Source organism: Pseudomonas lopnurensis (assembly GCF_015070855.1).
GTDB lineage: Bacteria > Pseudomonadota > Gammaproteobacteria > Pseudomonadales > Pseudomonadaceae > Stutzerimonas > Stutzerimonas lopnurensis.
Genome location: NZ_JADDIX010000099.1, coordinates 238,964 through 245,696, shown reverse-complemented (window position 1 = coordinate 245,696; position 6,733 = coordinate 238,964). Strand labels below are relative to the sequence as shown.

Sequence of the window (6,733 nt, the reverse complement as noted above, 5' to 3'; positions counted from 1 at the left end):
GGACATGAAGTCCCTTGAGCTGAAGAGTCGTCAACGGCTAGGGGCTTACTTGCTGCGTCATGGACGCGTCTATGGCGGTAAAAGTCGCTGGACCCAGGCCCATTTTCGCTGGTTGGAGAGCGTGAAGTTTGATTCGCCGGTGCAGCAGATCGTCCTGCAGGAATACATCGATACCGTTAAATCGATGCAAAAGCGGGTGGCCGATCTGGAAGCGCAAATGCATGAAATGCTGGCAGGCTGGTCGCTAAGCTCGGTGGCGCAAGCACTGATGGCCTTGCGCGGCGTGAGTCTCATCACGGCGATGACGGTGCTGGCGGAGTTGGGCGACCTCACCCGTTTCGACTCGCCGCGCGAGCTAATGGCCTACCTGGGACTGGTTCCCAGCGAGCACTCCAGTGGCGGCTCACGTCGCCAGGGCAGCATTACCCGAACGGGCAACGGACATGTACGGCGAGTGCTGGTGGAGGCGGGGTGGAACTATCGTTTCCCGGCGCGCAAGACACGAGCCATCGAGAAGCGAGCTGAGAAAACCTCGGAGGTGGTTCAGGCCATCGCCTGGCAAGCGCAGAAGCGTTTGTGCGGTCGTTATCGGGCGCTTATCGAGGCGGGCAAGATCAAGCAGCAAGTCACAACCGCTGTCGCGCGGGAGCTGGCGGGGTTCATCTGGGCCATCGCCTGCGAGGTTGCGGGCAAGGCACACGGCAGCAGGGCAGTGATATGAACAAGCATCAGTGGCTTCGGTTCAGGGGGTGGAGGGCCGGTGAGGAGAACCCCTGGCGCTCCTATGTGGCGTCCTCTGTCAGGAGGGCAGACCCACGACTGTAGAGAAGGGCAGCTCCGCGACGAAGTGAAGTCAGGTCGGTAACCAACCCACGCATATCAGAGTGATCCACCGTCGCCAAATCGCCTTCCACCCCCTGAACCGAAGCCATTGACGGAGAAGAACAGAACGAAGAATAGAACCACAGTTGACAGGTCAATCCATATCAGGAGCGGGCCGTGCCCGCGAAGCTTTGCGCGCTGGAATATTCGCGGGCATGGCCCGCTCCCTACAGGGGGACGTCTATCCGCAACAGCCAGCTCAGACATAGCCAACAAAAATGGGATTTCATGCAATCGCTCCCGCAGCGCCGCATCATGCATCGCCCCGGCAAATGTGATAAAACGCCACACGGCCACAGGCGTGGCCGCAACGTTCTCAGGGCGGGGTGCAATTCCCCACCGGCGGTAATGACGCAGCTATAAAGGGTGAAAGCGTAGCGAGCGCGGGGCAGGCAAGGCGTGATCCGACGAGAAAGCGGAGTTTACTGCGGTAAATGAGCATTTCGAGGAGGCCTACAACGCAGCATGCTCTGCGCGCAGCAGCTTTCATCGCGTCTAGCCCGCGAGCGCTTGCCTAGGCAAGGTCAGCAGACCCGGTGCGATTCCGGGGCCGACGGTCACAGTCCGGATGAGAGAGAGCGGGATATTCCGATGGCGCCTTTCGTGCGTCCGTCATGCATCCCTATCGATCCGTAGCGCCCTGTTTTTTCACAAACAGGAGTTCGTCATATGCAGCGTTACCACAGCCTTCCGCGGGAGGCCGCATGTTCACTGGAATAATCGAAGCCATCGGCACCATCCGGGCGCTCACGCCCAAGGGCGGCGACATCCGCGTGCTGGTCGAGACCGGCAAGCTGGACCTGGCCGACGTCAGGCTGGGCGACAGCATCGCCGTCAACGGTGTCTGCCTGACCGCCGTGGAGCTGCCCGGCAACGGCTTCTGGGCCGATGTCAGCCGCGAGACCCTGGCGCGTACCGCCTTCATCGATCTCAAGGCCGGCAGCCGGGTCAACCTGGAAAAGGCCCTGACGCCCAGCAGCCGCCTCGGCGGCCATCTGGTCAGCGGCCATGTCGACGGCGTCGGCGAGGTGCTGGCCCGCGAGGATAACGCCCGCGCCGTGCAGTTCCGCATCCGCGCACCGCGCGAGCTGGCCAAATACATCGCGCTCAAGGGCTCGATCACCGTCGACGGCACCAGCCTCACCGTCAACGCGGTCGATGGTGCCGAGTTCGAGCTGACCATCGTCCCGCATACCCTCGGCGAAACCATCATGGCCGACTACCGCCCCGGGCGGCAGGTCAACCTGGAAGTCGACCTGCTGGCGCGCTACCTGGAACGCCTGCTGCTGGGCGACAAGGCGGCCGAGCCCAAGGCCTCGGGCCTGACCGAAAGCTTTCTGGCCGAACACGGCTATCTGAACAAGTAAGGACCGGCCACCATGGCTCTGAATACCGCTGAAGAACTGATCGAAGACATCCGCGCCGGCAAGATGGTCATCCTCATGGATGACGAGGATCGCGAGAACGAGGGCGACATCATCATCGCCTCCGAATGCGTCACCGCCGAGCACATCAATTTCATGGCGCGCTTCGCCCGCGGCCTGATCTGCATGCCCATGAGCCGCGAGCGCTGCGAGCTGCTCCGGCTGCCGCTGATGGCGCCGCGCAACGGCTCGGGTTTCGGTACCAAGTTCACCGTATCCATCGAGGCCGCCGAAGGCGTGACCACCGGCATCTCCGCCGCCGACCGCGCGCGTACCGTGCAGGCGGCCGTGGCGAAGCATGCCCAGGCCGAGGACATCGTCAGCCCCGGCCACATCTTCCCGCTGATGGCGCAGCCGGGCGGTGTGCTGGCGCGTGCCGGGCATACCGAGGCGGCGTGCGACCTGGCGCGCATGGCCGGGTTCGAACCCAGTGGCGTGATCTGCGAGGTCATGAACGACGACGGCACCATGGCGCGGCGTCCGGAGCTGGAGGCGTTCGCCGAGCAGCACGGATTGAAGATCGGCACCATCGCCGACCTGATCCACTACCGGATGATCCACGAACGCACCGTCGAGCGCGTGTCCGAGCAGCCGCTGGAAACCGAGCTCGGGCAATTCAACCTGGTCACCTATCGCGACGGCGTGGAAGACACCGTGCACATGGCGCTGACCCGCGGCGAGATCTCGCCGGAGGAGCCGACGCTGGTGCGCGTACACAACATGGAGCCGTTGCGCGACCTGTTGCTGGTCACCGTGCCCGGGCGCTGGAGCCTGCGTGCGGCGATGGGCGAAGTGGCCAAGGCCGGCAAGGGCGTGGTGCTGCTGCTCGGCAATCCGCTGACCGGGCCGCAGCTGCTGAGCCAGCTTAACCGCCAGGTGCCGCCGACGCCGACGCCGGCGACCTACAGCACTGTCGGCGCGGGTTCGCAGATCCTGCGCGACCTCGGCGTGCGCAAGATGCGCCTGATGAGCTCGCCGATGAAGTTCAACGCGATATCCGGCTTTGATCTGGAAGTTGTAGAATACCTGCCCGCCGAGTAATCAGAGGCGCCGCGCGGGTCGCGGCGCCTTCGTTCTTTAAAGAGATGAGAAACCACCCCATGTCCCTGAAGACCATCGAAGGTACCTTCATCGCCCCGCAAGGGAAATTCGCCCTGGTAGTGGGCCGCTTCAACAGCTTCGTCGTCGAGAGCCTGGTCAGCGGCGCCGTCGACGCGCTGGTTCGCCACGGCGTCAGCGAGAACGACATCACCCTCATCCGTGCCCCGGGCGCCTTCGAGATTCCGCTGGTCGCGCAGAAGGTCGCGCAACAGGGCGAATACGACGCCATCGTCGCGCTGGGCGCGGTGATTCGTGGCGGCACGCCGCACTTCGAATACGTTGCCGGCGAGTGCACCAAGGGCCTGGCCCAGGTGTCCATGGAATTCGGCGTGCCGGTCGCCTTCGGCGTGCTGACCGTCGATTCCATCGAGCAGGCCATCGAGCGTTCCGGCACCAAGGCTGGCAACAAGGGCGCCGAGGCCGCACTCTCCGCCCTGGAAATGGTGAGCCTGCTGTCGCAGCTGGAGGCCAAGTGAGCCTGAATCGCGACGACAGCCAGGACGCTCCGCAACCCAAGGCCAAGGGCAAGATCGCCACGCGCCGGGTGGCCCGCAGCCTGGCGATGCAGGCGCTGTACCAGTGGCACATGGCCGGCCAGAGCCTCAACGAGATCGAAGCGCAGTTTCGCGTCGACAACGACTTCGATGTGGTCGATGGCGCCTACTTCCACGAACTGCTCAACGGTGTCGCGCGCAAGAAGACCGAGGTCGACCAGGCCATCGCGCCGAACCTCGATCGCCCGCTCGAGGAGCTCGATCCGGTGGAGCTGGCGATCCTGCGCCTGTCCACCTACGAGCTGATGCAGCGTATCGACGTGCCCTATCGCGTGGTGATCAACGAAGGCATCGAGCTGGCCAAGGTCTACGGCGCCACCGACGGGCACAAGTTCGTCAACGGCGTGCTGGACAAGCTGGCGCCGGCCCTGCGCAGCGCCGAAGTGCGCAACCACAAGCGCTGAGGACGGCTCGCCTTGCTGGGTGAGTTCGAGCTGATCCGTCACTACTTCGCCGCCGCCGCTTGCGCCCGGGCTGGCGGCGAAGTCGTGCTCGGCATCGGCGACGACTGCGCCCTGCTGGAGATTCCGGCCGGCGAGCAGTTGGCCGTCTCCACCGACACCCTGGTCGCCGGGGTGCATTTCCCCGAACCCTGCGATCCCCATCTGCTCGGCCAGCGCGCACTGGCGGTCGCCGCCAGCGATCTTGCCGCCATGGGCGCCACGCCCGTCGGCTTCACCCTCGCCTTGACGCTGCCCGCTGCCGATCCACTCTGGCTGGCCGAATTCGCCCGTGGGCTGGACGTCATGGCGCTCGACTGCAGCCTGCGCCTGATCGGCGGCGACACCACCCGCGGCCCGTTGTGCCTGACCGTCACCGTATTCGGCCGGGTGCCGGCCGGGCGGGCGCTGGTCCGCCATGGCGCGCGGGTCGGTGATCTGCTCTGCGTCGGTGGCGTGCTCGGCGAAGCGGCCGGGGCGTTGCCGCTGGTGCTGCGCCAGGCCGAGGCCGAGGCGGATGTCGCCGAGCATCTGCTGGCGCGCTACTGGTCGCCAGAGCCGCAACTGGCCCTGGGCGAGGCGCTGCGCGGCAAGGCCACGGCGGCGCAGGATATCTCCGACGGGCTGCTGGCCGACTGCGGGCATATCGCCAGGGCCTCGGGCGTCGCGCTGCAGATCGAGCGCGATCGCGTGCCGCTGTCCGAACCGCTGCGCCGTTTTGCCGGCGATGCCGAGGCGTTGCGTTGCGCGCTGGCCGGCGGCGACGACTACCTGCTGGTTTTCACCCTGCCGCCGGGCGAACTGCCGGCGCTGCGCCAGGCCGGCTGGCCGCTGCACGTCATCGGTCGGGTGGCCGTCGGGCAGGGCGTGCAACTGCTGGATGCCCGCGGCAACGACGTGGCCGTATCCGCGCATGGTTACAACCATTTCGATGCCTGATGCACCGACCCGAACAAGGAACGCTGTTTTGACTGACTCCCCGCCGCTCGCGGCCAAGCCGCAGCCCCTGGTCTGGACCAACCCCTGGCACAACCTGGCCTTCGGCTTCGGTTCCGGGCTGATGCCCAAGGCGCCCGGTACCTGGGGGTCGCTGGTGGCGCTACCGTTCGTGCCGCTGTGGCAGATGCTGCCGGACTGGGGCTACTGGCTGATGCTCGGCCTGGCGATGCTGTTCGGCGTCTGGCTGTGCGGCAAGGTCGCCCGCGATCTCGGCGTGCACGACCACGAGGGCATCGTCTGGGACGAATTCGTCGGTATCTGGATCACCTTCTGGCTGGTGCCGGAGGGCTGGCATTGGCTGCTGCTCGGTTTCGTCGTGTTCCGCATCATGGACATCGCCAAGCCCTGGCCGATCAGTTGGGTGGACCGCAACATCCACGGTGGCCTGGGCATCATGCTCGACGACATTCTCGCCGGTGTCGCCGCCTGGGCGGTGATGCAGGGGCTGGTGGCGCTGCTGGCCTAGCCCGATTGTGCGGCTGGTCGCTGCAACGCTCGGGCGGCTGATGGATGATCATCTAGCGCCAAGCTGAGGAATGTCCCCATGCGTAGTATCGAAATCCTGTTCGCCGGCCTGTTGTCGCTGCTGCCGGCGTTCGTCCTGGCGGCGCCCATGGTTCAGGTGGTCGGCCTGTTTCCCGGTGCGGCGGTACTCAACGTCGACGGGCAGCGCAAACTGGTCAGGGTGGGGCAGACCGGTCCCGGCGGGGTCGAAGTGATCAATGCCGATGCCACTGGCGCGCTGCTGCGGGTCGATGGCGTCGAACGCCGCTACGACCTCAGCCGCGAATACAGTGGCGCCTATGCCGCGCCGAGCAAGACGCAGCTGAGCGTCGCCAAGGGCACGGGCGGGCACTACTGGATCGCCGGTTCCATCAACGGCCAGTCGGTACAGTTTCTCGTCGACACCGGCGCCACCTCGGTAGCGATCAACGAGAACCAGGCGCGACGGCTGGGCATCGACTATCGCGTCGACGGTCGGCCGATGGTGGTGAGTACCGCCAGCGGCACGGCGAAGGCCTGGCGCGTGCACCTGAACAGCGTCAAGGTCGGTGCGATCGATGTCCTGGGCGTGGAGGCGGTGGTGGTCGAGGGCAGCTCGCCGACCGAGGCGCTGCTGGGCATGAGCTTTCTCGGCCGGGTGAGCTGGCGCGAGGAGCAGGGCGTGCTGTTGCTGGAGTCGAAGCTCTAAAAAAGCAGCTTCAAGCTGCAAGCCATAAGCTGCAAGAAAAGCGACAAAAGCAGCAGCAGGCTTCAAGAAAAGCTTGGCAGGCGTTTGGCGCCGCCCGCACACTGATTCGCTTGCAGCTTGCAGCTTGCAGCTTGCAGCTTG

General features: G+C 65.5%; 8 protein-coding genes. All 8 read left to right on the top strand.

The window, feature by feature from the left end; genetic code table 11:
* Positions 1-721: IS110 family RNA-guided transposase (locus IN820_RS21955; protein ID WP_193680058.1), on the top strand; the 721-nt coding region annotated here is incomplete at its 5' end.
* Positions 722-1,586: 865 nt separating this feature from the next.
* Positions 1,587-2,249 carry a riboflavin synthase gene (locus tag IN820_RS21950; RefSeq protein ID WP_193683005.1) on the top strand — a complete coding sequence of 221 codons (663 nt, stop codon included), beginning with the start codon at positions 1,587-1,589 and terminating at the stop codon, positions 2,247-2,249.
* Between the two features lie 12 nt (positions 2,250-2,261).
* Complete coding sequence (ribBA, locus tag IN820_RS21945; protein WP_193683004.1) at positions 2,262-3,347, top strand: bifunctional 3,4-dihydroxy-2-butanone-4-phosphate synthase/GTP cyclohydrolase II; 1,086 nt, start codon at positions 2,262-2,264, stop codon at positions 3,345-3,347.
* Between the two features lie 59 nt (positions 3,348-3,406).
* Complete coding sequence (gene ribH, locus IN820_RS21940; protein WP_193683003.1) at positions 3,407-3,883, top strand: 6,7-dimethyl-8-ribityllumazine synthase; 477 nt, start codon at positions 3,407-3,409, stop codon at positions 3,881-3,883.
* A 2-nt stretch (positions 3,884-3,885) separates the two neighbouring features.
* Complete coding sequence (nusB, locus tag IN820_RS21935) at positions 3,886-4,365, top strand: transcription antitermination factor NusB (protein ID WP_207793738.1); 480 nt, start codon at positions 3,886-3,888, stop codon at positions 4,363-4,365.
* A 12-nt stretch (positions 4,366-4,377) separates the two neighbouring features.
* Entirely contained in the window at positions 4,378-5,340 is a 963-nt protein-coding gene (gene thiL, locus IN820_RS21930; RefSeq protein WP_193683001.1) for a thiamine-phosphate kinase, read from the top strand.
* Between the two features lie 28 nt (positions 5,341-5,368).
* Positions 5,369-5,866: a phosphatidylglycerophosphatase A family protein gene (locus IN820_RS21925; RefSeq protein WP_193683000.1), complete on the top strand. Its 498-nt coding sequence runs from the start codon at positions 5,369-5,371 to the stop codon at positions 5,864-5,866.
* Positions 5,867-5,944: 78 nt separating this feature from the next.
* The gene (locus tag IN820_RS21920) at positions 5,945-6,592 is read left to right on the top strand and encodes a TIGR02281 family clan AA aspartic protease (RefSeq protein ID WP_193682999.1); all 648 of its coding nucleotides are present in this window, start codon (positions 5,945-5,947) and stop codon (positions 6,590-6,592) included.
* Positions 6,593-6,733 lie beyond the last annotated feature (141 nt).